The organism is Ditibartonella apis, assembly GCF_001952075.1.
Taxonomy (GTDB): domain Bacteria; phylum Pseudomonadota; class Alphaproteobacteria; order Rhizobiales; family Rhizobiaceae; genus Bartonella; species Bartonella apis.
In genome coordinates this window covers 133,895-157,399 of sequence record NZ_LXYU01000004.1, presented here as the reverse complement: position 1 = coordinate 157,399, position 23,505 = coordinate 133,895, and the positions used below count along the sequence as shown (strand labels likewise).

19 protein-coding genes are annotated in these 23,505 nt (G+C 45.0%); 7 read left to right on the top strand and 12 right to left on the bottom strand.

What is annotated here, in order from left to right; translation table 11 throughout:
- Positions 1–132 precede the first annotated feature (132 nt).
- Together PEB0122_RS09845 and PEB0122_RS09840 are read left to right on the top strand one after the other, a co-directional pair.
- The gene (locus PEB0122_RS09845) at positions 133–894 is read left to right on the top strand and encodes an NAD kinase (RefSeq protein WP_075870883.1); all 762 of its coding nucleotides are present in this window, start codon (positions 133–135) and stop codon (positions 892–894) included.
- A gap of 141 nt (positions 895–1,035) precedes the next feature.
- Complete coding sequence (locus PEB0122_RS09840) at positions 1,036–2,499, top strand: DEAD/DEAH box helicase (protein ID WP_075917025.1); 1,464 nt, start codon at positions 1,036–1,038, stop codon at positions 2,497–2,499.
- A 181-nt stretch (positions 2,500–2,680) separates the two neighbouring features.
- Here PEB0122_RS09840 and gltX (PEB0122_RS09835) read toward each other — a convergent pair whose 3' ends face one another.
- From gltX (PEB0122_RS09835) to rpiA, 7 genes are all read right to left on the bottom strand, one after another.
- The gene (gene gltX, locus PEB0122_RS09835; protein ID WP_075917023.1) at positions 2,681–4,051 is read right to left on the bottom strand and encodes a glutamate--tRNA ligase; all 1,371 of its coding nucleotides are present in this window, start codon (positions 4,049–4,051) and stop codon (positions 2,681–2,683) included.
- Between the two features lie 9 nt (positions 4,052–4,060).
- On the bottom strand, positions 4,061–5,737 hold the full coding sequence (locus PEB0122_RS09830; protein ID WP_075917021.1) for an NAD+ synthase: 1,677 nt from the start codon (positions 5,735–5,737) through the stop codon (positions 4,061–4,063).
- A gap of 44 nt (positions 5,738–5,781) precedes the next feature.
- A complete protein-coding gene (locus PEB0122_RS09825) occupies positions 5,782–6,135 on the bottom strand; it encodes a diacylglycerol kinase (protein ID WP_075870743.1) in 354 nt (117 codons plus the stop codon).
- A gap of 36 nt (positions 6,136–6,171) precedes the next feature.
- Positions 6,172–7,551: a class II 3-deoxy-7-phosphoheptulonate synthase gene (locus tag PEB0122_RS09820; RefSeq protein WP_075914398.1), complete on the bottom strand. Its 1,380-nt coding sequence runs from the start codon at positions 7,549–7,551 to the stop codon at positions 6,172–6,174.
- Positions 7,552–7,747: 196 nt separating this feature from the next.
- A complete protein-coding gene (gor, locus tag PEB0122_RS09815; protein ID WP_075917216.1) occupies positions 7,748–9,136 on the bottom strand; it encodes a glutathione-disulfide reductase in 1,389 nt (462 codons plus the stop codon).
- 197 nt (positions 9,137–9,333) lie between these two features.
- Complete coding sequence (locus PEB0122_RS09810; protein ID WP_075870745.1) at positions 9,334–9,915, bottom strand: DUF2059 domain-containing protein; 582 nt, start codon at positions 9,913–9,915, stop codon at positions 9,334–9,336.
- Between the two features lie 81 nt (positions 9,916–9,996).
- Positions 9,997–10,701, bottom strand: a complete 705-nt coding sequence (gene rpiA / locus PEB0122_RS09805) for a ribose-5-phosphate isomerase RpiA (protein ID WP_075917019.1) — start codon at positions 10,699–10,701, stop codon at positions 9,997–9,999.
- 227 nt (positions 10,702–10,928) lie between these two features.
- On the opposite strand from rpiA, the gene PEB0122_RS11820 reads away from it, so the two are divergent.
- Positions 10,929–11,243, top strand: a complete 315-nt coding sequence (locus PEB0122_RS11820) for a (2Fe-2S)-binding protein (RefSeq protein ID WP_075870747.1) — start codon at positions 10,929–10,931, stop codon at positions 11,241–11,243.
- Entirely contained in the window at positions 11,209–11,703 is a 495-nt protein-coding gene (gene bfr, locus PEB0122_RS09795; RefSeq protein WP_075870748.1) for a bacterioferritin, read from the top strand. The genes PEB0122_RS11820 and bfr overlap by 35 nt, the downstream gene beginning before the upstream one ends.
- 459 nt (positions 11,704–12,162) lie before the next feature.
- Here the strand turns inward: bfr and PEB0122_RS09785 are convergent, their stop codons facing one another.
- Positions 12,163–14,490, bottom strand: coding sequence for a ComEC/Rec2 family competence protein (locus PEB0122_RS09785; protein WP_075917015.1), 2,328 nt, complete (start codon positions 14,488–14,490; stop codon positions 12,163–12,165).
- Between the two features lie 81 nt (positions 14,491–14,571).
- On the opposite strand from PEB0122_RS09785, the gene gltX (PEB0122_RS09780) reads away from it, so the two are divergent.
- Positions 14,572–15,993: a glutamate--tRNA ligase gene (gltX, locus tag PEB0122_RS09780; protein ID WP_075917013.1), complete on the top strand. Its 1,422-nt coding sequence runs from the start codon at positions 14,572–14,574 to the stop codon at positions 15,991–15,993.
- 360 nt (positions 15,994–16,353) lie between these two features.
- On the top strand, positions 16,354–17,646 hold the full coding sequence (gene gltA, locus PEB0122_RS09775) for a citrate synthase (RefSeq protein WP_075917011.1): 1,293 nt from the start codon (positions 16,354–16,356) through the stop codon (positions 17,644–17,646).
- Positions 17,647–17,896: 250 nt separating this feature from the next.
- Here gltA and PEB0122_RS09770 read toward each other — a convergent pair whose 3' ends face one another.
- The gene (locus PEB0122_RS09770; RefSeq protein WP_318655617.1) at positions 17,897–18,664 is read right to left on the bottom strand and encodes a glucose 1-dehydrogenase; all 768 of its coding nucleotides are present in this window, start codon (positions 18,662–18,664) and stop codon (positions 17,897–17,899) included.
- A 78-nt stretch (positions 18,665–18,742) separates the two neighbouring features.
- The gene (locus tag PEB0122_RS09765; protein WP_075870752.1) at positions 18,743–19,864 is read right to left on the bottom strand and encodes an ATP-dependent DNA helicase; all 1,122 of its coding nucleotides are present in this window, start codon (positions 19,862–19,864) and stop codon (positions 18,743–18,745) included.
- A gap of 86 nt (positions 19,865–19,950) precedes the next feature.
- On the opposite strand from PEB0122_RS09765, the gene PEB0122_RS09760 reads away from it, so the two are divergent.
- Positions 19,951–21,024, top strand: coding sequence for an NAD(P)H-dependent flavin oxidoreductase (locus PEB0122_RS09760; RefSeq protein ID WP_075917009.1), 1,074 nt, complete (start codon positions 19,951–19,953; stop codon positions 21,022–21,024).
- Between the two features lie 81 nt (positions 21,025–21,105).
- Here the strand turns inward: PEB0122_RS09760 and ilvN are convergent, their stop codons facing one another.
- Positions 21,106–21,678 (bottom strand): acetolactate synthase small subunit, encoded by a 573-nt coding sequence (gene ilvN / locus PEB0122_RS09755; protein ID WP_075870886.1) that lies wholly within the window; start codon positions 21,676–21,678, stop codon positions 21,106–21,108.
- 11 nt (positions 21,679–21,689) lie between these two features.
- Positions 21,690–23,489: an acetolactate synthase 3 large subunit gene (locus PEB0122_RS09750; RefSeq protein WP_075914391.1), complete on the bottom strand. Its 1,800-nt coding sequence runs from the start codon at positions 23,487–23,489 to the stop codon at positions 21,690–21,692.
- Positions 23,490–23,505 lie beyond the last annotated feature (16 nt).

The following is a 23,505-nucleotide window of genomic DNA, read 5'->3' as shown; positions in this document are numbered from 1 at the left end:
GAAAAAAGCCTTGTTAAAGATTAGATATTGGATGTTTTATTTTTAACGTCGGATAATAGCGTGCGAACTTCCAATTCATACACTTCGAAAAGCGGTTCCCCTGAAAAGCGGGACGACTTTGTAAATACGTCTATCGAGCGGTTTCATTTTATTGCTTCCAAGACCGAACAAGCCCGAAACTCTTTACAAGCACTGACCGACCGTTATGGGCAATCGACTGTTGATGAAGCTGATGTCATTGTTGTTCTTGGTGGCGACGGGACGATGCTTGAAGTCCTTCATAACTTCATGAATTCCGGTAAACCAATTTATGGTATGAACCGCGGTTCCGTCGGTTTTCTTATGAATGAATATCGAATTGCCAATTTGCCACAACGTATCGCCAAGGCACATAAGGAAGATATAAAGCCGCTTAGAATGATTGCAGATTCCACCTGCGAAGGCCATGTCGAAGCATTGGCAATCAATGAAGTATCGCTGTTTCGTCAATCCTATCAGGCTGCAAAAATCAAGATCAGTATTGATGACAAGGTTCGAATGGAGGAGCTCAATTGTGACGGGGTGATGGTTGCAACCCCCGCTGGCTCGACTGCTTATAACCTTTCTGCACAAGGGCCTATTTTGCCGCTTCTTGCACCGTTATTGGCACTGACGCCTGTCAGCCCGTTCCGCCCGAGACGTTGGCACGGTGCTTTATTGCCGAATTCGGTTACCGTCCGTTTTGATATGCTTGAATTGGATAAGCGTCCCGTGAATGCTGCAGCAGATAACGTTGAAGTAAAGTCTGTAAGTTCAGTCATTATTTCCTTGGCACACGGCGTAAAAGCCTCCATTTTATTTGATTCCAACCATTCATGGGATGAACGTATATTGTCGGAACAATTCCGTTATTAAGAGCAATACAGGTGAAAACACCTATCAAAAGACGGTTTTTGTTGACTTTTTTGTCAATGCACCTTAACGCCTTTATGAGTGGTGAAAATTGGCTGACTTGTCCTGACCATAGTCATAAAAGTTGGGCGAAATAGAGAAAGAGTGATAGCGCCTTTGACCAGTTTCAGTGATTTGGGCCTTTCTGAAAAGGTTCTCAAAGCAGTAAAATCCGTTGGATATAAAGAACCGACACCAATTCAACTTGGAGCAATTCCTCACGTCTTGAAGCGTGAAGATGTGTTGGGTATTGCCCAAACCGGCACCGGTAAGACGGCGTCTTTTGTGCTTCCCATGCTGACATTACTCGAAAAAGGACGTGCAAGGGCGCGGATGCCGCGAACTCTTATCCTTGAGCCGACACGGGAACTTGCAGCGCAAGTCAAGGAAAATTTCGATCAATATGGTGTCAATCATCACTTGAGCGTGGCACTACTCATCGGCGGTGTCTCATTTGAAGATCAGGATCGCAACCTTGACCGCGGCGCGGATGTTCTGATTGCCACCCCGGGACGTCTTCTTGATCATTTTGAGCGTGGCAAACTATTGCTGACAGGCGTCGAAATTCTGGTTATCGATGAAGCAGACCGGATGCTTGATATGGGGTTTATTCCTGATATCGAGCATATTTGTAAGCTTATTCCGTTTACTCGCCAAACTTTGTTTTTCTCTGCAACAATGGCACCGGAAATTACAAAATTGACCGAACAGTTCTTACACAATCCGGTCAGGATTGAAATTGCCAAAGCTTCTTCGACTGCGACCACCATTACGCAAAAGCTTGTTGCTTCCGGACGAAAGCCGTGGGAAAAACGTGCCGTATTACGTGAAGTCATTCATAATGAGGGCGATGACTTAAAAAACGCGATCATATTTTGTAACCGGAAAAAAGATATTTCGGAACTCTTCCGCTCGCTTGAGCGGCACAATTTCAGTGTCGGTGCACTTCATGGGGATATGGATCAACGTTCCCGCATGACGATGCTTGCAAATTTCAAGGACGGGAAAATTGCTTTACTGGTTGCATCGGATGTTGCAGCCAGAGGTCTTGATATTCCGGATGTAAGTCACGTTTTTAATTATGATGTCCCCACTCATGCAGAAGATTACGTACATCGTATCGGGCGCACCGGCCGCGCGGGAAAATCTGGCAGAGCTTTTACGATTGTTACAACGGCAGATAAAAAATATGTCGATGCTATCGAGAAGATGAGCAACCAGAAAATCGATTGGTATAATGGAGATCTTTCTTCGCTTCAACGTGACACCGTAGAAGGTGATACAAAACCTCAAAGAAAGAATACAAAATCTTCATCTTTTCGATCCGGAAACAGTGACAAGGAGCTTGCAGCATCTTCGGATAGCAAACAAGTTCGTAAAAACCCCGGGAACGCACCTGCCGACAAAATAAAGAACAAAGGCTCGGAAGGCCAGCGTCCTTCTACTGTTGCCGATCGTTCGTTAGAGCCTCAAAAGAAATATCCGGACAAATATGCCAAGGAACAGCCTTCACCAAAAGGCTTTGGAAATGACATCCCTGCTTTTATGCTGATTGATACGAGAGGCTAACTCACGAAGATCATCGCCGGTTCATTCATCAAAAATTCGTAGGATAACGCAGCGGTGTCGCAATAGCTAATCTCCGGTCAGACGGGTAAATTATCGAGCAATGTTCGCATTTTTTATGAACAAAAGGCAGGCCACCATCTTGCGACCTGCCTTTTTTAGCAGTTTCTCAGTGAATAAAAATTCACGATTGCAAACGCTGAAGAACCTTGGATCTACCCAAAAGCGGCAATAATGCTGCCATTTCAGGCCCATGATCTAGCCCTGTTAATGCCTGACGCAAGGGCATAAAAAGTGCCCTGCCCTTTCGGCCGGTGGCTTTTTTCAATGCGTCGGTCCAGACTTTCCAGCTTGCCTCATCAAATTCACCCTCCGGCAATAATTTAGCAGATTGCCGGACGTAATCCCGGTCTTCAGCTGGAACGGGTTTGAAGGCTTCATCTTTTTCCAGTCTGCACCACCAATCTTTGGTGTCGTTGACTTTATCGATATTGCCTCTTACCGCATACCAGAATGGTGACGCATCCTTTCCCTTGATTCCCAACTTATCCAGCCGGTCTTTTACTTCGTCAAATTCAAGCGTATGCACAATATGCTTGTTTAGCGTCAACAAATCGGCCGGATCGAATTTTGCAGAAGACTTTGATGCGGATGCAAGATCAAAATGTTGAAGGAGCTCTTGTTGATTCCGGCATGCTGTCACATTTTCCGAAGTACCTATCAAAACGGCGAGCGATTCGACAGCCATAGGTTCGAAACCTTCTTCTCGCAACGAACGTATAGACAAATCACCTTTACGCTTTGAGAGCCCCTCACCTGAAATCGTCGTGAGAAGATTGATATGGCCGAATGTCGGTGCTTTTGCACCAAGAGCCTCGAAAATCGCAATTTGTACACCGGTATTGGTGACATGGTCGTCGCCGCGGATAATATGGGTGATTCCCATATCAATATCATCAACTACAGACGGTAATGTATAAAGGTAACTTCCATCCTCGCGAATAAGAATCGGATCCGACATTGAGGCAAGATCAATTGTTTGAGGCCCGCGAACCACATCGTCCCAATGGACATCCGTACGTTTTGTTTTGAACGGATCAGTATCAAAATTGGGAAGCTTGAAGCGCCAATGGGGCTTACGTCCTTCCGCTTCAAAAGCTTTAATTTCCTCCGGCGTAAGTTTTAAAGATTCACGTCCATAAATCGGAGGAAGTTTACGTGACAGCCGAATTTTACGTCGTCTTTCAAGTTCGTCCTGCGTTTCATAACAAGGATAAAGCAGACCTTGTTGTTTCAAATTTTTGACCACGTCATTATAGCGATCAAATCTTTTGGATTGATAATAGATCTCGTCCGGTTTGATCATCAACCAATCAAGATCAACGCCTATTCCATCAATATATTCCTGCTTGGACCGTTCGATATCTGTGTCATCGAAACGTAGAACGTATTTGCCTTTTTTTGCTTTCGCAAACAACCAATTGAACAAGGCAATTCTCGTATTTCCGATGTGTATGTAACCTGTTGGTGATGGTGCGAAACGAACTTTTATCATAAATATAACTCAATTTTTATCGCGGAAACGATTGGTAATAGGATAGCGGCGATCACGACCGAAATTCTTGTGACTGATTTTCACACCAGGGGCCGATTGGCGTCTTTTATATTCGGATACATAAAGAAGATGTTCGATCTTTTGGACCAAATCCCTTGGATGTCCACGTTTAACGATCTCCGAAATACTCATCTCTTCATCAACAAGACAACGCAAAATATCATCCAGTACCGGATATGGCGGAAGTGAATCTTCGTCTTTTTGGTTTTCACGCAATTCAGCCGTAGGAGCCTTATCTATGATATTTTGAGGGATAACCGCTGCTTTCGGCCCCAAGCCATTTGCAGGAAAATGATTATTGCGCCAGTTTGAAAGCCCATAAACCTGCATTTTATAGATATCTTTTATCGGATTGAACCCGCCATTCATATCACCGTAAAGCGTAGCGTAGCCGACAGACATTTCGGATTTATTTCCGGTTGTAACAACCATTGCGCCAAATTTGTTGGATATAGCCATCAAAATGGTGCCGCGTGCGCGACTTTGCAAGTTTTCTTCGGTAGTGTCAGCTGCAGTTCCTTGAAAGAGCGGCTTCAAGGCTTGTTCGAACCCTTCGACAGGTTTCGCAATAGGTACCGTGTCATATCGACAGCCAAGCAATTTTGCACATTCTTCCGCATCTTTTATAGACTGAGAAGACGTATAATTATAGGGAAGCATGATAGCATGTACCCGTTCTGGTCCAAGTGCATCCGTTGCGATAGCAGCGCATAAGGCTGAATCGATGCCGCCTGAAAGGCCTAGCACCACGCTTTTAAAACGATTTTTATTGACATAATCGCCAAATCCCAAGACGCAAGCCTGATAGTCGGCTGCGGTTTCATGAAGCAACTTTTCTTGCGGACCTGAAACACAAGACCATTTTCCATTCTGTTTCTGCCAATGGCTGAATGCCAACTCACTTTGGAAATGTTTCATTTGAAAAGCGGGTGCGCCGTTTGCATTAAGTGCAAAAGAACCACCGTCAAAAACAAGTTCATCCTGACCGCCTACTTCATTTGCATAGACAATCGGTAAAGATGATTTCAGCACTTGTTTTTTAACAACTTCATATCTCAATTCCGGTTTTTCACGATCATAAGGAGAACCGTTGGGAACAAGTATAATTTCGGCCCCCTTTTCTGCAAGTCGTGCTGCAACTTCGTCGTCATTCCAGATATCTTCGCAGATTGGCAAACCGATCCTAACCCCGCGAAACTCTACCGGTTTCGGACGAGGCCCCGCCGAAAAAACACGCTTTTCATCAAATTCGCTATAATTCGGAAGATCGAATTTCAAGCATTCCGCAACGATCTTTCCAGCGTCAAGCAGAACAGCCGCGTTGTAGATCCGGCCTTTCCGACATATAGGTACACCGACGATAATGCCGCTCCCCGTGGTCGTCGCCATGGCAAGTTTAGCCAATGCATTTTCACAAGTTTCAATGAAAGAAGGCTTTAAAACCAGATCTTCCGGAGGATAACCGCTGATAAAAAGCTCGGTGAAAAGCAGAAGATCGGCGCCCTCTACACTAGCCTGTTCATGTGCACGTAAGGCAAGATTCAAATTGCCTTCTATGTCGCCAACAACAGGATTAAATTGTGCCACAGCGAGCGTCAGATCATTTTCTATCAGCTTTTTGGTCATGTTCCTGATTTAACCTGTCACGGTTCTACTTGCAACGTCATATATTAAATGAAAAACAACGTTTTTAAAATGACAGCTATCCATATACATATCGTTAAAACTATAGATAGAAGCACTGCCAATGAGCCTGCATCCTTGGCAATTTTGATATCTTCCCTATAATCTCGAGTAACAGCATTGCAACAAGCTTCGATAGCTGTATTAAGCACTTCTACAATAATAACAAAAAGGATAGATCCGATCAGCAGAAGAAAGTTTCCCCAATCTTTTGTTACGAAAAACGCAACCGGAATAGAAATGACAAAAAAAGCGGCTTCTTGAATAACCGCCTTTTCATGCGTCAATAAATATTCAAGCGCATGAAGGGAATTCAGAAATGCTTTGAATATTCTCTCCATGCGCTCACCATTCAGTTTTAAAAACTACTTTCACTCTCAATTATGAGTGGAAGCTTGTTTTGTCTCGGCATCCCGTTCTTTCTTCAATAATTCTGCAACAAGAAATGCTAATTCAAGAGCCTGATCGGCATTCAGTCTCGGGTCACAATGTGTATGATAACGATCAGAAAGGTGATCAGCCGAAATAGCGTGCGCTCCGCCTGTACATTCGGTCACATCGCGACCGGTCATTTCGATATGGATACCACCAGGATATGTTCCTTCAGCATGGTGAACAGCAAAGAAATTTTCAACTTCTTTCAGTATCCGTTCGAACGGACGAGTTTTGTAACCGTTCGCCGTTATTGTGTTCCCATGCATAGGATCACATGACCAAACCACTTTTTTACCTTCGCGTTCGACAGCGCGAATAAGTTGTGGCAAGTGTTCTTCAACTTTATCATACCCGAACCGTGCAATCAGGGTGAGTCTTCCCGGCTCGTTTTCGGGATTAAGAATATCGATCAGCTTCAATAGATCATCAGGGTCAAGTGATGGTCCGCATTTCAGACCGATCGGATTTTTGATGCCCCGACAATATTCGACATGGGCATAATCGGCTTGACGGGTCCGATCTCCAATCCAGAGCATATGTCCCGACGTTGCATACCAATCGCCGGATGTTGAATCAACACGGGTCAAAGCCTCTTCGTAGCCGAGAAGAAGTCCTTCATGGCTTGTATAGAATGATGTTTCGCGTAACGAAGGATTTGTTTTGGCTGTTATACCGATCGCCCTCATAAAATCCATGGTTTCGGAAATACGTTGTGCAAGCTTGCTATAGCGTTCACCCTGCGGGCTATTGGCAATAAAGCCCAACATCCATTTGTGAACATTGTCGAGATTGGCATAACCGCCTTGCGCAAAAGCACGCAACAAATTCAATGTTGCAGCCGATTGCCTGTAGACTTCTGACATACGCTGCGGATCGGGCGTACGGGATTCTGCATTGAATTCTATCCCGTTGATAATATCGCCGCGATATGACGGCAGCGTTACACCATTCTTTGTTTCCGTATCAGAAGACCGCGGCTTTGCAAACTGGCCGGCAATGCGTCCCACTTTCACAACCGGCTTCGAGGCGCCGAATGTCAAAGCAATTGCCATTTGTAAAAAGACACGGAAGAAATCGCGGATATTATCCGCTTCATGTTCTGCGAAGCTTTCCGCACAATCACCGCCCTGCAACAGAAATGCCTTACCTTCTGCAACTTGAGCCAGTTCATGTTTCAGATTACGTGCTTCACCGGCAAATACCAAAGGTGGATAACGGCGCAGTTCGCCCTCGACATGAGCCAACGCGACAGGATCGGGATAGGTCGGTACCTGCTTGATCGGTTTTGATCTCCAAGATGCAGGCGTCCAGTTTTTAGTCATTATTATCTCACTTCACAGTATAAAATATAGTTCCGGTGCTTAGTTCATGCAGAACAATGGTCATTCGGCATGAAATTCACCCAACCGGTTCTGATATAAACAGAAATGCTATTCAAAGCCAAGTTGCTGCTTTCAAACACGACACAATAAATGTGCTTGAAAAATTATACAACTTTCGGCCCATGAATTTCATATTTTAATTCAACTTTTTCCCATTTTCATAGACATAACTCGGCTGATACATGGTGACCAGTTCTTCCGAAGCAGTCGGGTGAAGTGCCATGGTTCTGTCAAACACATCTTTTGTCAATTTGCCTTTCAGCGAAACACCGAGAAGTTGAGCCATCTCGGCGGCACCGTGACCTAATATGTGCGCCCCAACAACAATCCGGGACTCGCCATCGACAATAAGCTTTGTGAGCATTTTTTCACTGTTTCCCGAAAGCGTATTGCGCATCGGCCTGAAAAGAGCCCGATAGACTTCAACGCGTTGAAATTTCTTTACCGCGTCTTCTTCGGTCAACCCTACTGTGCCAATTTCCGGTTGAGAGAATACAGCCGTCGCAATCAGTTCATGATCAGGTGCAACAGGATTATTTTTGAAGACTGTTTCAATAAAACACATCGCTTCATGGATAGCGACCGGGGTCAATTGTATGCGATCTGTTACATCGCCCACCGCCCAGATATTATCTGCTGTGGTTTTCATAAATTGATCAACAATAACCGCATGACGGGAATTGCAGTTCACTCCGGCTTTGTCGAGATTTAGCCCTTCAGTATTGGGTGAACGCCCCAACGCCAACATCACTTTGCCTGCCTTCAATATCTCTCCGGAGTTCAGTTTTACACTGAACGCGCCACCTTGTTTTTCCACGCTCTCGATTGTTGAATTATAGATGATGCGGATACCTTTTTCCTGCATGGCATCATTCAACAATTGTCGCAAATCGGCATCAAACTTACGCAAGATAAGATTGCCACGATAAACGAGCGTAGTATTCACACCAAGCCCATGAAAAATATTGGCAAATTCGACCGCAATATATCCGCCGCCAGCAATTACAATCGATTCCGGCAATTCATCAAGATTGAAAGCCTCGTTCGAGCTGATACAGAATTCATGTCCGACGATCTCCGGATGACTCGCAACATGTCCACCTGTTGCGATAAGTATTTTGTCCGCCGTTACATGCTCGCCGGTTTTTTCGATCTTCAATGTGTGTCCGTCAACGAAAACAACGCGACTTTCAAACACTTTAACATGATTATTATCAAGACCCTTCCGATATAGTTCCTCGAGTCTTGATATTTCGTTATTTTTTGCGTCCAGAAGTTTTTTCCAATCGAACCGAACCTTATCAACGCTCCAGCCAAATCCTTTGCTATCCTTGAATTCTTCAGAATATTGAGACGCATAAACAAAGAGCTTCTTGGGCACGCAACCGCGAATGACACAGGTCCCGCCCATTCTGTATTCTTCAGCAATAGCCACTTTTTTTCCGAGGGCTCCTGCCAAGCGTGCTGCACGAACGCCACCCGAACCACCACCTATTACAAATAAATCAAAATCATATGATGACACAGGCTGTTCCTTTCGCTTTAACTTCTCAGACACTTATTTTAACCGTTCAAACTTCAATATGGTGAAAGCCTACCTGAATTTTAAGCCAATAAAACGTGATCCGCTTTCAACAATTGAAGGAATACTCGAATTTAAAAATTTTGCAAAAAAAATGGCGGCTCACTATGCCGCCATTTTTAGAAATCACCAAAACGTTATTATTGTGCAGGAACCGGTGCTTTCGGTTTTGCACTTGAAGGCGCTGCCGGTGCGGCCGGAGCAGCATGCTTTTGAGGGCCAACCTTTTGTGCCATTGCTTTACCAACGTTTGTTGCCAGGTCCTGGGCAACTCCCTGACGCCATACATCATAGGCCGAAAGGATATCGCGCGCAGCAACCGGACCTTCTGTCAGCAGTTTTTTACCGGTTTCCGATGAATAGAAAGCGGTAATCTGGTCAAGTTCGGCTTGAGAGAAGTGCTTGGCATATGCACGTGCAGCTTCTTTTTCAAGATCAGCGCGACGTTTAACCAAGGCCATTGCCTGTTCGTCGACGGTATCAGAAATGACATTCGCAAGATTAGGATCTTTGCGCATCAATTCGTCCTTGAGATCACGAGCCGTACTTGGCAAAAATTCGTCAAATTGGTCGGTTGCGTGGATTGCTGCAATTGCTTTTTGAGCTGATTGCAACTGGGCATCGCTAATATCATCAGCATAGGCCATATTGACGCCCATACTAAAAATTGCGACTGTTCCCAAGGTTGCAGCAAGGCGGCGGATGGAAAATGCCGTGTTCATTCAGTGATTACTCCATAATTGTGGTCAATTATTCTTAGCCCTTTTTGTCGTCAAGAATATACCGATAAAAAGACATTTACTCTAAAAATCCGACGGTTCCAAAACTTTTATTTCACCATTAGCCATAGCAACCACCGATTTCTTTGCCAAATTCAAAAACAAACCGTGTTCGACGACACCCGGTATCGAAAAAAGTGCTTCGGAAAGTCTTTCTGGATCAGAAATGCGGCCAAATGATGCATCAACAATAAAATGTCCACCATCGGTTACAAAAGTTTTGTCATCTCTTACGCGTAGCTTAATATTTGCCGGAAGCTGAAGACGGTCTGCTACTTTTATAATTGCTTCTTTAGTTGCTTCAAGCCCGAAAGGATTAATCTCGATCGGCAGAGGAAAAGCGCCAAGTGTTTTCACCAACTTCGAGCTGTCGGCAATAACCAACATTTGTGAAGAGGCAAATGCCACAATCTTCTCTCTGAGCAATGCCCCACCACCGCCTTTAATAAGGGCAAGATGAGGGTCGATTTCATCAGCGCCGTCAATATCGAGATCAAGATGAGGTGTTTCATTAAGTGTGGCAACAGGTATTCCAAGGTCACGACACAATTTTTCGGAGCGTTTCGAGGTTGCAACGCCCGTAATGTGCAATCCAGCTTTGACCCGCTCTGCTAGAAGACGGATAAATTCATTGGCAGTAGACCCCGTACCAATTCCCAATTTCATCCCGTCTTCGACAAATTCGACAGCTTTCGCTGCGGCGGCTTTTTTTAACTCCAATGAATCCATCGTGATCTGTTTTCCAAGAAAAATGTTCCTACCTCTTACGTGTTGGCTAATAAATTGCAATTGTCATATGCGTAAAAACCGACATTTTTACCAGAATTATAGCTTTATACCCCGATTTTATAGTTGATAAAAAATATCTAGTTTCAGGTTGATTTTCGATTTAAAGCTTCATATGTTTGTCATGTTTTATATGAGTCGTATGGATTAATTGCATTTGGTTATCGATAATGATTGTTTGTTCGTGTAACGTGATAACTCAATCAGAGATCGAAGACGTTATCAATTCTCTGTTGGAAGAGGATTGTTGGCAATTGATTGTTCCCGGAAAAATTTATAAGGTTCTTGCCAAGCGCGGCAAATGTTGCTGTTGCTTTCCGAATATACTTGAAACCATTATTCGGGTATCGGAAAACTATCACCGCCTACATAATCGGGACGAGGCTGAAATTATCTCCTATCTTGATCGTGTGCGCGCATTGCGATTGAAATATAGGAGAATAGGTCAACATGAAAGGTCACGAAAAGGTCATAGAGCGGCTTAATCAAGCACTCTTTCTGGAACTCGGGGCAGTCAATCAATACTGGATTCATTATCGCCTGACTGAAGATTGGGGATATACGAAACTGGCCAATAAGGAACGTGAAGAATCCATTGAAGAAATGGGACACGTTGACAAGCTCGTAAAACGTATCGTTTTTCTTGAAGGTCACCCCAATCTACAAACGCTTGCACCTTTGCGCATCGGGCAGAATATCAAGGAAGTTCTTGAGTGCGACTTGGCCGGTGAATACGAGGCAAGAGAAGCTTACCGTGTTGCCCGTGAGCTTTGTGCGGAACTTTCCGACCATATTTCGAAAAAATTGTTTGACGAATTGTTGGAAGACGAAGAAGGGCATATCGATTTTCTGGAAACACAACTTGCTCTTCTTAATAAGATCGGCGAAGAAAAATATGGCCAGCTCAACGCCGGATCGGCAGAGCATGCAGAAGCCAAAGAATAACTTTTTATTTCGTGAGCCAGAGCGGGAACCGCAATCCTGCGCTGGCTATTTTATTTTCTAATATTTTGATTTTGTGTATGAATTTAAGTTTCGGAGATATTTTGAAGACAGGTTTCACCCATTCATCTAAAGATACCGAGATTCGAAATTTTAAAATATTGACTTCTAACATCTGAAAATACATATAGGCTGATATTTCATCCGATGAGTAAAAACTTAAGCTGCATTCTGGATATTGAATTCTGCGTGTGAACTTTTGTCGTTTCTCACATGACACATTGTTAACGGAAATTGAGGCCTTGATTACCTCGTCACGTGAATAAACCTGAAATGCGATTTACAAAATCGCCGCTATGGCATTCGTCGCATTTTATGCGAATTAACACAGGTTCGCATGACCAATCAAAGAGTTATATAGCAAGACACATCAATTGAATTCAATTCGATTTTTTTAAATGCTCATCTTAAAGCTTGCAAATATCTTCGATGTTCATTCCATGGACGTGACGATCCGGATTTTATCGACGATATAATTCTCCCATCCTCGGTTACCAGTATACTTCCCTTCCATGCCAACAGACTTTCATTGATAATTTTTTGTCTCGGATGACAATTGGCTATATGGATATTGGGTGACAACACGATAATATCGCCATCCGGACAAGAAAGATCACCATTCACCTGTTTTTCAATAACAGCTACTTTCAAACCATTGGTCTTTTGCGCCACACAAATGCCGTTATCGCAGAGAAATTGCCCGTCTCTTTGCTGACCGGCTTCGGCAGGGCCGACGATTTGGTCTAATTGATAGGAACGCATCCAGACTGTCGCAGTAAATTGTGTGGGTTTATTATCAGTTATATTAAGTGTTCTATCACTCACCAATCCGACTGCGCCTTTATCTTCGGAGATAAGCAGAAAAGGCGTTTTTTGAACCGCGATAGAAAATACCCCCATTGAGAAGAAAATTATTGAGCACAGACACCATCTCGTTTTGCAAAATAAGAGGATAACAAGCCCGAGCGAGAAAAAAATCAACGCGATAGGAGGCATCAAGCCAGGATTAATGTCTGGAGAAATAGCGGCAACATCATAAGCAATTTTCTCGACTATTTTGACCCCTGCCCCCATAATTTGCAATGGCCACCATTCGAGACCAAAAGGCATCGCCAATACCGCCACCAAGGCAAAAGGCATGACGACTAAGGACATTACAGGAAATGCCAAAGCATTACTGATAATGCCAAGCGGAGCCGTATTTGAAAAATGGTAGGCAGAAAAAATTCCGCTTGCAAGTCCGGCAACAAGGGAAGCAACTGCCGTCGAGATAACGGGAAACAAAATGACGCGGATAATTCCAGCGCCAAAAAACATCGGTGTAGTTTGCGAATGGGATTTGTGCCTCCTGCTCCACCAACCGAACACAGCTACCAGAGCGGCAGTTGCTGAAAACGACATCTGGAAGCTTGGTCCCAACACTTCATGGGGAACCACAACCAAAGTGATAATTGCCGCGATAGCAAGATTACGCATGGTGATTGCTGAACGGTCAAAAATGATTGCAATGAGCATAACGGCAACCATTACAAAACTGCGTTGTGCGGCCACGTCCGATCCGGACAATAAGAGATAGAAGGCAGATACGGCCAATGCAGCTGCGGCAGCGATTTTCTTCGATTGATAAAGTGAAGCAAATGACGGGAATAATGCAAGCATTGTTCGGATAACAATCAACACCATGGCGGCGACCATTGCCATGTGCAAACCGGAAATTGACAATATATGGGATAGTCCTGCCACACGTAACGCATTGTTGGTTTGCGGAAGAATTCCGCCCCTTTGACCGGTAATAAGCGCAGAAGCGATGCTACCTGTTTCCCCGCTTATTGCATCGGTTATTCTTGTCGTCATCGCCAGACGCAGACGCGAAACAGCAAGAGAAAAACGCTCTGTCAACGAAGACGGCTGTTCAACGCGGATTTTTGTGGGTTTCCCAACAAAATATCCTTGTGCACCGATTGATTGAAAATAATTGGCAAAGCTGAAATCATAGCTGTCAGGACGAATTGGCCCCGACGATGCGCGCAATTTTGCTCGGCCTTCAATGCCGTCTCCAGGTTCCAATATGATATTGTTTATCGGGGCGCTCAATTTCACCCGATCCGGAGCGTAATTCAAATGTGGCTTTTCCGTCGACAACAAATCGACAACAAGAACAGATTTCCCTTTTGTTGCTTTTTCAATCGAAACGACGCGGCCTTTGATTGTTGTGGAAATATCGCTGCCAAGCATTGGGGTGGCGGTTCGCCATGTTTCTACCTTTGAACAAAAAGCACCAAGGAAAATACAGGTCACCAAACCTGTCGAATAGAAGACCGGTCTATAATGGCGCGATAAAATAAGAAGACCAGTCATCAAACCGCAATAGGCTGAGATTCTTAAACCGTCAGGTTCATAATCAAGGGTAAAATAAATCACCGCACCAATGGTCATGAAGACGGGGATTAATAAAAACAATAATCCTTGTTCAAACTCGAAAACAAATGACGCGTGGGCGTTAAAAAATACATCGGAGAGTTTTTTGTAAAACCGTTTTATCCCTGTTCTATAAGGATCGATAAATGGTATATCATCCGGCAGACTCACAACATGCCGTTCAAGCGGACTGTAAAGCTGCGCAGCAGACGTCGTCTTGAAATTTCTGGATTGGCTGATCAACCCTTGCGCTTTTGATTTGCTTTCTAATGCATTTCTCTGCTTTATAATTCTATCTGTCCCCGTTGGCATGGCTAGCGCATGAAACTGAGTCTATGCTAATGGTTCGACGCCATGCTGACAATGGAATACTTGTAGAAATCTGGAGACATTATGTCCACGCCCGTAGTTACACGTTTCGCCCCTTCACCAACCGGTTTTCTCCATATCGGGGGGGCACGTACCGCTCTTTTTAACTGGCTTTATGCCAAACACACTGGCGGCAAAATGCTGCTGCGCATTGAAGACACTGATCGCGAAAGATCAACAAAAGCAGCAGTCGATGCCATCATTGACGGATTAAAATGGTTGGGATTGACATGGGATGGTGACCCCATTTCCCAATTTTCACGTGTTGATCGCCACCGTGAGGTTGCGGAAGAACTTGTCAAGAAAGGTCAGGCTTATTATTGCTATGCAACGCCGGAAGAATTGACTGAAATGCGCGAAAAAGCGCGCGCTGAAGGAAAGCCGCCGCGTTATAACGGTATATGGCGCGATCGCGACCCTTCCGAAGCCCCAAAAGGTGTGAAACCGGTTATCCGTATCAAAGCCCCGCAGCAGGGAGAAACGGTTGTTCATGACCGTGTTCAAGGGGATGTTCATTTCCCGAATAAAGATCTGGACGATTTTATTATTCTCCGTTCGGATGGAACTCCCACTTATATGCTTGCCGTTGTCGTCGATGATCATGACATGGGAGTCACCCATGTCATTCGTGGCGATGACCACTTGACCAATGCAGCGCGCCAAACAATCCTTTTTAAGGCTATGGGGTGGGATGTTCCTGTTATGGCCCATATTCCGCTTATCCATGGCGCAGACGGTGCAAAACTTTCAAAGCGGCACGGCGCCCTTGGCGTTGATGCCTATCGGGCTATGGGGTATTTACCTATTGCATTGCGGAATTATCTTGTCCGCCTCGGCTGGAGCCATGGCGACGACGAAATCATGTCGACAGAAGATATGATCTCTTGGTTTGATATTGACGACATCAATAAGGGTGCAGCACGGTTTGATTTTAAAAAGCTTGAAGCGATCAATGGTCAATATATGCGCATGAGCGATGATAAAGAGCTTTTCGACGCAGCACTCTCTATTCTGCCTGAAATTGAAGGCGGCAAAGAACTTTTAGCAAAACTTGATGAGAAAAATCGTGCTGAATTCCTGAAGGCAATGCCGGAACTGAAAGAGCGCGCAAAAACCCTTGTCGAGCTTATTGATAACGCAGCGTTCATTTTTGCCAAACGGCCATTGAAGCTTGATGAAAAAGCCGCGAACCTTTTGAATGAAGACGGTAAAGCCGTTTTAAAAGCTCTGTATCCGACCCTTGAAAATTCTACCGACTGGAACAAGGAACAGCTTGATAAAATCATCAGACAGTATGCCGAAGATGCCCAACTAAAGCTTGGCAAAGTTGCCCAACCGTTACGCGCGGCATTAACGGGCAAAGCAGTTTCACCCGGTGTTTTTGACGTTCTCGTTATTCTCGGACGTCAAGAGTCGCTCGGGCGAATTCATGACCAGATTGATTGAAAAACGCAGCTGAATAAGCCTGCCTGATAATTTACATTATGTGCCACAGCTTTTTCTGAATAAGCTGTGGCATTTTTTATCAAAAAAGTTTGAATGCCGGCGAACTCTCTTTAACAAAACTGTCTGTTAACCGCAATACTTCCCTGCTTGATCACGTCAGTCCGTTTGAATCACACAAGCCTGAATCACACAAGATTGACACCGGTAACGCAAAAATAGACAACTTAACGATTGCAAGACTCTGCTTTTCGGATAATCTGGAAAATAACACAGGCATTGGACATGAGCCGCAGTCATTACCTGTAATATGAACGCGGTACCTCATCGTTTGTGGGGTGGAGGGTCTGAAAGGGAAGACACATGAAAGATAATAAAGCACATATAACCGTTGATGGTAAAAGCATCGAACTTCCAGTTCGTAAAGGTACTATGGGACCGGATGTCATTGAAATTGCTCCGCTCTATAAAGAAACCGGAACATTCACTTACGATCCGGGTTTTACATCAACAGCTTCTTGTGAATCCAAAATCACCTATATTGATGGTAATGCAGGCGTATTGCTTTACCGTGGCTATCCGATTGACCAGCTCGCCGACCAGGGCGACTTCTTGGAAACCTGTTACCTGCTTCTTTATGGTGAACTTCCAAGTAAAAAACAAAAAGAATATTTCGACCGTACGGTACGCGAACACACTATGGTTCACGAACAGTTTTCGCGCTTCTTTCATGGTTTTCGTCGTGATTCACACCCGATGGCTGTGATGGTTGCATGCCTTGGTGCAATGTCGGCTTTCTATCATGATTCACTTGATATCTCTGATCCGCGTCAAAGGATGATCGCATCAATCCGGTTGATCTCGAAAGTGCCAACATTGGCTGCAATGGCTTATAAATATTCAATCGGCCAACCGTTTGTATACCCGCGCAACGATTTGGGCTATGCGGCCAACTTCCTGCGCATGTGTTTTGCTGTTCCTTGTGAGGAATATAAAGTTAATCCGGTACTGGCACGCGCCATGGACCGCATCTTCATTCTTCATGCCGACCATGAACAGAACGCTTCGACATCGACTGTTCGTCTTGCCGGTTCTTCGGGTGCCAACCCGTTTGCATGTATCGCCGCAGGCGTTGCCTGTTTATGGGGCCCTGCTCATGGCGGTGCGAACGAAGCCTGCCTGAAAATGCTTCAGGAAATCGGTTCGGTTGATAGAATTCCGGAATTTATTGCCCGCGCCAAGGATAAAAATGATCCTTTCCGCCTGATGGGATTCGGGCACCGCGTCTATAAAAACTATGATCCGCGCGCAAAAATCATGCAGAAAACATGTCATGAAGTTCTAACCGAACTTGGCATCAAAGATGATCCGCTTCTCGACATCGCTATGGAACTCGAACACATCGCTCTTAACGACGAATATTTCATCGAGAAGAAGCTCTATCCGAATGTTGATTTCTATTCCGGCATTACATTGAAAGCTTTGGGATTCCCGACCGATATGTTCACGGTTCTGTTTGCCTTGGCACGGTGCGTCGGCTGGGTTGCTCAATGGAAAGAAATGATCGAGGATCCGGCACAGAAAATTGGCCGTCCGCGTCAGCTTTATACCGGTGCTGCACGCCGCGACTATGTTCCTATCAACGAACGCAAATAGTTTTCAACGAAATAGCCGTTGAATTAAAAATTAAACGCCCATCGCAATGTTTTGCGATGGGCGTTTTTTTGGCGATCAACAATCGCAATCTGAGTAATGTGAAAATTGATAAATAACTATACTTCTATTCGTTAAAACCTCTAAACTCTAAATCGGGTGCATGTCGAAAAGATCTCGACATCCTTGTCATCAGCCTTGGAGGCTGCTCCATCAAAATAAGCATAGAATTCTCGCCACGCGACAGACTATTTTATTGAGCAGTATAGCCGCCATCAATAACCAGTTCCGAACCGGTAACAAAACCCGATTCATCGGAAGCAAGATAAAGAATGCCATAAGCAATATCATCAGGCGTACCCAATTTTCCGATCGGGTGAAGAGCAGTCAAGGCTGCTTTTCTTTCCTCAACGTCGCCACTTTCTTTGGCACTTTCTTCTACCATCGGCGTCCAGATATAACCCGGATGGACCGAATTGACGCGTATACCGTAACCGGACTTTGCGCAGTGTAATGCTGCAGACTTGGTGAACAATCGAACCCCGCCTTTACTTGCATTATAAGCAGCAAGCGTCGGATCTCCTACCAAGCCTTCGATCGACGACAAATTGATAATCGAACCGCTCTTTTGAGATTTCATCACGCGTATAGCTTCACGGGTGCCAAGAAAAACCGCATCAAGATTGATCGACTGCAGAAACCGCCATTTTTCGAGCGTTTCATCTTCTGCTGAAGCAGAATGCCCGACACCGGCGTTATTTACCAGAATATCTAACCGACCGAAGAGACTGACTGTGTCGTCAACGACCTTTTTCCATTGTTCTTCCTTGGAAACGTCGTGCTTCATATATTTCGCGGTACCGCCGGCTTTTTTGATTGCCTGTTCAACCTTCAAGCCTTGAACTTCATCAAGATCGGTTAAAACAACCTTTGCACCTTCTTTGGCAAGAAGACGTGATGTCGCCTCGCCCAAACCTTTTGCACCACCGGTGACGATTGCAACTTTGTCTTTCACCCGCATGATTATTCTCCTCATAGCCATCAATAACTTGTTATTTTATTTCAAATAACAGCACTTAATATTTATCAGAAGAAGTGATTATCTTACAATTGTTAATTGTTCTGCTGCACGGGTAATTGCCGTGTAGAGCCAACGTTCGCGTGTATCACGAAAGGCAAAACTTTCGTCAAACAATACAACATTATCCCATTGAGAACCTTGGGCTTTATGAACGGTCAATGCATAGCCATAGTCAAAATCATCATAACGGCGCTTCATTTGCCATGATATTTCGCTTTCCGGATCATCAAAAACCGCTTTCAACAACTTTATCTTTGCAACACCACGATCGTCATCTTCCGGAGTTACCAGCAAACTGATTCCGGGTTTTACAGTTTCCTTGGATGCAGTCATCACTTTCCACAACGATCCGTTCAACAGGCCTTTTGCAGGATCATTGCGCAAGCAGACAAGTTTATCGCCCGATTGAGGATAGTCAGCTGTAAATCCTTTAAGCTCCCGTAGCCTTTTATTATAAAGGCGACGTGTTCTGTTGATGCCCACGAGAACCTGATCAGCTTCGAGAACCAGCTTCTGGTCAACCTGTTTTCTTGTTATGACTTTGGCCGCACCATAATCGCCATAATCAATATCGCGTCCTTCACGAACATCCATTGCAAGACGGATAATCGGGTTATCCCGCGCCTGACGATGAATTTCCGTCAAAAGAAAATCCGGTTCATGTTCGGTAAAAAATCCTCCCCCTGATATCGGCGGCAATTGCCCCGGGTCGCCCAACACAAGAATCGGAGTTCCAAAACTCATGAGATCGCGCCCGAGTTGTTCATCGACCATTGAACATTCATCAATGACCACAAGTTTTGCCTGCGCAATCGGACTTTGGCGATTGAGTGAAAACATCGGCGCCATTGATGTTTTTCCCGTATTTTCGTCGGCAACTTCTTCTTCACCCCTTGGGCGATATATCAAAGAGTGAATAGTTCGCGCATTACTTGCGCCTTTCGAGCGTAACACCTGTGCCGCTTTACCGGTGAAAGCGGCAAATTGAACCGTGCCGTCAACGCTTTCAGCAAAATAGCGTGCCAAGGTCGTTTTCCCCGTGCCCGCATAGCCAAACAAACGAAAAACTTGAGACTGACCATTTTTAAGCCACGTTGCTACGCTGGTCAGTGCTTTATCTTGTTGTGGTGAGAATTGCATAATTTATCCAAACAGGATTCGACGGCTCAGAGCAAGTCCATTATAGTCCTTTTAAAAACAAAGCTCGTGTTTTTAGGGAGGAAGACATGTCCTATACCGATTTTTGTCATCGTTTCAATATCAACATGCCGCTTATTCAAGCTCCCATGGCCGGAGTTTCTACGCCCGAGCTTGCCGCAGAAGTCTGCAACAATGGTGCAATCGGCTCTCTGGGCTTGGGCGCATCGTCGCCAGAGACTGCATCTCATGCAATCGAAGCATTGAAAAAAGTAACCAAGCGACCTTTTAATATCAATTTTTTTTGCCATAAGCCTATCAAACCCGACAAACAAATTGATAACGCGTGGCTCTTGAAGTTAAGCCCGCTATTCCACCGTTTCAATGCCGATCCACCTCAAAACTTAAGGGAAATTTATAGCAGTTTTTATATGAACGACGAACTGTTTCAGCTCGTTATGAAAGAAAAACCGGCAATTGTCAGTTTCCATTTCGGACTTCCTGAACCGGATAAAATCTCGGTGATGAAGCAAGCCGGAATATATCTCATAGCAACAGCAACCAATCTTGATGAAGCTGTCGCAATTAAAAAAGCCGGTTTGGATGCAATCATCGCCCAAGGATATGAAGCCGGCGGGCATCGCGGGGTGTTTGATGAAAATTTAGCGGACTCGGGTCTTTCGCTCAAACAGCTTTTAAAGATAATTTTGGAAAATCTTTCTATCCCTGTCGTTGCAGCCGGGGGATTAATGGATGGTCAGGATATTGCAGAATGCATAAGAGCAGGTGCAAGCGCCGTGCAAATGGGAACAGCTTTTATTGCTTGCCCCCAATCACAAGCCGATAAAGGGTATAAACAAACTCTCGCCAGTCAATCCGCATATCATACAGTCATGACCCGTACTTTCTCGGGACGGCCAGCGCGTGCACTTTATAATTCTTTTGTCGATTTTACCCGACATCTGCCGGATAAAGACGTGCCTCCATATCCTTATGCCTATGACGCGGCAAAACAAATTGCCGGTCTTGCCAAAGAAAAACACGACTTCGGATTCGGTGCTTATTGGGCAGGACAAGGTGCTCCTTTTTCCCGACCGATGGACGCAAAGAAATTAGTTGCTTGCCTCAGAAAAGAATTTCTTCAGGCTATGCAATTGTCTTAAAGATCACGTTTTAAAAATCAAAAAAGGCCGCCACCTTGCGGTAGCGACCTTCAATTTCATTTATCGGTTGGCTTTTCGTTATCACATACCTTCCGGACCACGGTTCATAGCCGAAACACCGGTACGGCATATTTCAACCAATCCCAATGGTTCCATAATCGAGATAAACTGATCAACCTTTGCGGAACGGCCGGTAATTTCGAAAATAAAATGTTCAACTGTCGCGTCAATCACCTTGGCATGAAAGGCCTCGGCCAAACGCAAAGCTTCCACACGATCGGCACCTTCTCCCGCCACTTTGATAAGCGCCAATTCCCGCTCGATAGGCCCGTCTTGCCCCTGTTCGCGTGCACGAACAGTAAGATCGACCACACGATGAACCGGTATAATGCGTTCCAATTGATGACGAATCTGGTTAAGGACTTGTGGTGTCGCCCGTGTCACAACCGTAATACGGGAGAGCTTTTCAGCGTGTTCCGTTTCGGAAACTGTCAAGCTTTCAATATTATAGCCGCGTCCCGAAAACATCCCGATAACACGGGCAAGCACGCCCGGTTCGTTATCAACGAGAACTGCAAGCATATGTGTTTCCATCGGGTCATTATTCGGCTCGATAAAATAAGCCGAGCCAAAACTTAAATTCTGTGCGTTCATCATCTTATCCCTTATACGAGCGAGCGACCTTTTGCATCAATGGCATTCTGAATTGATTCATCATTGGCTTCATCAGGAAGAAGCATATCGTTATGAGCCCTACCCGATGGAATCATCGGGAAACAATTTTCCTGCTTGGCAACTACACAGTCAAAGAAAACCGGCTTATCGCATTCAAGCATTTCTTTGATTTTCCCATCGAGTTCTTCCGGTTTTGAACATCTGATACCGACGGCTCCATAAGCCTCGGCGAGTTTTACAAAATCCGGCATGGCATCAGTGTAGGAATTCGACAACCTGTTTCCATGGAGAAGTTGCTGCCATTGACGCACCATTCCCATATAATGGTTGTTTAGTATGAATACCTTGACGGGTGTTTTATGTTGCATTGCTGTTGCCAATTCCTGAATGTTCATCTGAATTGACGCATCGCCCGCAACACAAACAACCAATGCGTCGGGATGGGCAATTTGCACACCGATCGAAGCGGGAAAACCGTAACCCATAGTACCCGATCCACCGGATGTCATGAAGTGGCGGGGTTCCTCAAAACCATAATACTGCGCTGTCCACATCTGGTGTTGGCCAACTTCTGTAGTGATATATGCCTTCTTGTCTTTTGTCAGTTCATAAAGCCGCTTTATCGCATATTGCGGCATGATGACATCGGACCTGTGCTTATAAGCCAGGCAATTGCGTGCCCTCCAGTGGTTGATTTCATCCCACCATGCTTTTCTTGCCTGTTCGTCTGGTACCGGCTTTACAGCACGCAAACCGATTACCATATTTTCCAAAACATGTGCGACATCACCAACAATCGGCACTTCGACCTGCACGGTTTTGTTGATTGATGAAGGATCGATATCAATATGAATAATCCTTGCATTTGGTGCAAAAGCATCAAGACGACCGGTAATACGGTCATCAAAACGTGCACCGATTGCCAACATTACATCGCAATCATGCATTGTCATATTGGCTTCATAGGTTCCGTGCATGCCAAGCATGCCAAGCCAGTTCTTTCCTGATGCAGGATAGGCTCCCAGCCCCATAAGCGTTGATGTAATAGGGAAATCTCCAAGAGCAACAAGCTCACGGAGGAATTTTACAGCATCATTTCCTGAAGAAATAACCCCGCCACCGGTATAGATAACCGGCTTCTTCGCTTCAGCAAGCAATGATACGGCGTATTCAATCGCTTTTCTGTTTCCATCAAGCTGAGGACGATAGCTCTGACGTGGCATAGAACGCGGTGCGGTATAAATTCCCGACGCAAATTGAACATCCTTTGGAATATCAATGAGAACCGGTCCAGGTCGTCCCGTTTGGGCAATATAGAAAGCTTCATGAATAATGCGGGCAAGGTCGTTTACGTCTTTTACCAACCAGTTATGTTTCGTGCACGGGCGGGTAATTCCGACAGTGTCGGCTTCCTGAAAACCATCTGTACCGATCAGCGTTGTGGGCACTTGCCCCGAAAAACAGACAAGCGGAATAGAATCCATCAAAGCATCTTGCAATGCCGTAACGGTATTTGTAGCGCCCGGACCGGAAGTCACCAACATAACGCCGGCTCTACCGGTACTGCGGGCGTAGCCCTCTGCTGCATGACCAGCGGCTTGTTCATGGCGAACGAGAATATGTCTAAATGAACCTTGCTGATAAATCTCGTCAAAAATCGGAAGAACGGCTCCGCCCGGATAGCCGAAAACATGCTTGACGCCTTGATCGATAAGCGCTTGCACTACTATTTCCGCACCAGACATTGCTTTTCCATCGAAACTGTCTTTTGGTTTTGGTTCTTCTTTCATTTTTCCTACTCGTCGA